Source organism: Kingella pumchi, assembly GCF_022288825.1.
In the GTDB taxonomy this organism is placed as follows: domain Bacteria; phylum Pseudomonadota; class Gammaproteobacteria; order Burkholderiales; family Neisseriaceae; genus Kingella_D; species Kingella_D pumchi.
This window is the reverse complement of the sequence record NZ_JAKOOW010000004.1, coordinates 1-277: the sequence shown is the minus strand read 5'-3', so window position 1 is coordinate 277 and position 277 is coordinate 1. Positions and strand designations below refer to the sequence as shown.

Genomic DNA, 277 nt, shown 5'->3' with positions numbered 1-277 from the left:
CGGCAGTTTTCTGCCGTTTTCTTTTTGCTGCGGCCGCTAGCTTTGCGGCCGATAGCGGTGCGGCTCGTAGGGCTTGCCGGTTGTGTGGACGTAGTAGGCGATGATAGCCAGCTTGCGCATGATGGCGCCAATGATCACTTTCTTGGGCTTTTTCTTCTTGGTTAACCGTTTTATCAGCTCTGGGAAATAGCCGTTACGGTAGGCGACCATTGCGGGCATAAAAAGGGCGCCGCGCAGTTGTCTGTTGCCGTAGTTTGTCATCTGCTCTTTGCCTTTG

1 pseudogene is annotated in these 277 nt (G+C 53.8%); it reads right to left on the bottom strand.

The features are described 5' to 3' along the window. Positions 1-36 precede the first annotated feature (36 nt). Positions 37-277, bottom strand: a pseudogene (locus MB824_RS01240) (IS110 family transposase); the annotation flags it as partial.